We start from the raw sequence: 2063 nt of genomic DNA on the forward strand, positions 1-2063 counted from the left end.
TCTTATAGCTGCGTATTATAGGCTCGATCATCTTCAAGTTATATTTACATATATTCTTTCACCTTCCTGCGTTTGATGTTTATGGTTTCATGTATTGATCTGATCGTGAAAGGTACTTACGAAGATAGGTGCCAAGGTGGGGCGTGAAGCTGCCTTGGAGCGCTGTCGTCGATGAGCAAGGCATTCATCCTTTGGTCCTATACCGGGGCGGTGGGAACTTGACCGGGCTTGCGGCATGCCGCCAACTGGGCACGACGGCGCCGGTCTCGTTGCGGCGCGGGCGGGCAATAGGAGGAATTTCTCATGCTCAGATATGTTGGATTTTCGATCCTGCCGCTCCTCTTTTCGCCGGCAACGGTCCTTGCAAACCCGGCCGGCGCGGCGGGGGACTACCCGACCGCGACGATTGTCGACTACGTGCTCGGCTGCATGCAGACGAACGGCCAGACGCGTCAGGCGCTGGAGAGCTGTTCATGCTCGATCGACGTCATCGCCTCGATCCTCCCTTACGACCATTATGAAAGGGCCGAAACCTTCAAGAGCCTGTCCCTGACGACAGGCGAGAATGCAGGTCTGTTCCGCGAGAGCGCGCCGGCGAAAGCCGCGCGGACGGAGCTGAAGCAGGCGCAGGCCGAAGCCGACGTGCGTTGCTTCTGAACCAGGAAAGTCCGCAGCGGCTTTCCGTCCTGATTGAACAGATCAGGGCGGTCAGGTCACGCCCGGAAATTTCTGATGGAACGATCGCAAAAGGTCGTTCGTCGCCTCGGGGTTGCGGTGTTGCCGGGGCAGCCCTATGTCGAAAACGCCGAGCACGTGCGAGGGGCGCGGCGCAAGCACTATGATGCGATCCGCCAGCGTCAGCGCCTCGGTCAGGTTGTGCGTCACCATCAGGGCAGTCGTCGGCTTGGCCGACCAGACGTCGAGAAGCAGGCGCCGGAGCTGCCCGGCGGTCCGTCCGTCGAGCGAGACGAAAGGCTCGTCGAGGAACAGCACCGCCGGCTCGATCGCGAAGGCCCGCGCGAGGGCAGCCCTTCTTGCAAGGCCGAGCGAGAGCTCGGCCGGATAGAGCGAGCGCATGCCGGCAAGACCGAGCGTGTCGAACAGCGCGTCGAGATTTTTGGCGCGCAGGTCTTTCGGCAGCGCTAGCCTGACATTCTCCTCCACCGTCCGCCAGGGCAGCAGTGTGGGTTCCTGGAACACAGCGGCTATGCGGTTCGAGCCGCCTTCGGGAAGCTGGAAAGAACCGGAGAACTGCCTGTCGAGCCCAAGCAGAATGCGCAGCGTCGTGGTTTTGCCGCAGCCCGACGGCCCGAGCAGGCAGACGAATTCGCCTTGCCGGACCTCGAAGGAAAGGTTCCTGAGCGCCGTGACCGAAACGCCCTGCGCGGACCTGAAGGTCTTCTCGGCGATGTCGACCCTAAGCGGGGCGGCGGCGCCAACGGGTTGCATGTCGTTCAACGGGCTGCACCAGAAGAAGTTCGATCACGAGCATCACCGCCACGAATGCCAGCGTATAGGCAAGAATGGCGGCGACGTCGAAAAGCTGGAAATAGAGATGGATCTGGAAGCCCACGCCATTGGAGCGGCCGAGCAGCTCGACCACCAGGACGATCTTCCAGATGAGGGCGATGCCGGAGCGCGAGGCCGCGGCCAGATAGGGCTGCAGTTGCGGCAGCAGGATGTGGCGAAGCCGGTCGAGGGGAGCGAAGCGGTAGACAGCCGCCATTTCGGCGTAACGCGGGTCCAGCGCCCTGGCGCCCTCGCGCATGGTCACCACCACATTCGGGATCTTGTTCACGGCGACCGCGCCGATCGCCGCCGCCTCGGTGAGGCCGAACCAGATATAGGCCAGCACGATGATCACCAGCGCCGGGATGTTGAGGAACAGGATGACCCAGGGGTTGAAGAACCGGTCCGCGCGGCGGTAGCTGCCGAGAAGGATGCCGATCACCGAGCCGATGATCATCGCGACGACGTATGCGGCGGCGACCCGGCCCAGCGTCGCGCCGAGATGGTAGAAGAGGTCGCCGCTCGCCGCCTCTCTCAGCAACACCTGCCAGACC

3 protein-coding genes are annotated in these 2063 nt (G+C 62.6%); 1 reads left to right on the top strand and 2 read right to left on the bottom strand.

The window, feature by feature from the left end:
* Window positions 1-303: 303 nt before the first annotated feature.
* Entirely contained in the window at window positions 304-657 is a 354-nt protein-coding gene (locus EOD07_RS32255) for a hypothetical protein (protein WP_041006041.1), read from the top strand.
* 51 nt (window positions 658-708) lie between these two features.
* Here the strand turns inward: EOD07_RS32255 and EOD07_RS32260 are convergent, their stop codons facing one another.
* Both EOD07_RS32260 and EOD07_RS32265 read right to left on the bottom strand, forming a co-directional pair.
* Window positions 709-1449: an ATP-binding cassette domain-containing protein gene (locus tag EOD07_RS32260; RefSeq protein ID WP_127238133.1), complete on the bottom strand. Its 741-nt coding sequence runs from the start codon at window positions 1447-1449 to the stop codon at window positions 709-711.
* The coding region (locus EOD07_RS32265) for an ABC transporter permease (protein ID WP_164772750.1) at window positions 1418-2063 on the bottom strand (646 nt) is incomplete at its 5' end. The genes EOD07_RS32260 and EOD07_RS32265, both read right to left, overlap by 32 nt.

It is taken from the genome of Mesorhizobium sp. M2C.T.Ca.TU.002.02.1.1 (genome assembly GCF_003997225.1).